General features: G+C 67.9%; 1 pseudogene. It reads right to left on the bottom strand.

Annotated elements, in window-relative coordinates:
- Nucleotides 1–371: pseudogene (locus AC1DN0_RS41895) on the bottom strand (signal recognition particle protein); the annotation flags it as partial.

Consider the following 371-nt stretch of genomic DNA (forward strand, 5'->3'; position numbering starts at 1 on the left):
ACCTGCTCCACCAGCGACAGCACGTCGCCCATGTCCAGGATGCGGCTGGCGATACGGTCCGGGTGGAACACGTCCAGGCCGTCGGGCTTTTCGCTGACGCCGACGAACTTGATCGGCTTGCCGGTGATGTAGCGCACGCTCAGTGCGGCACCGCCACGGGCGTCACCGTCGGTCTTGGTCAGCACCACGCCGGTCAGCGGCAGCGCCTCGCCGAAGGCCTTGGCGGTATTGGCCGCGTCCTGGCCGGTCATGGCGTCGACCACGAACAGCGTTTCAGCCGGGTTGACCGCCGCGTGCAGGGCCTTGATCTCGGCCATCATCGCTTCGTCGATGGCCAGGCGGCCGGCGGTATCGGCGATCTGCACGTCCAC

The organism is Cupriavidus sp. 05N39 (assembly GCF_056397325.1).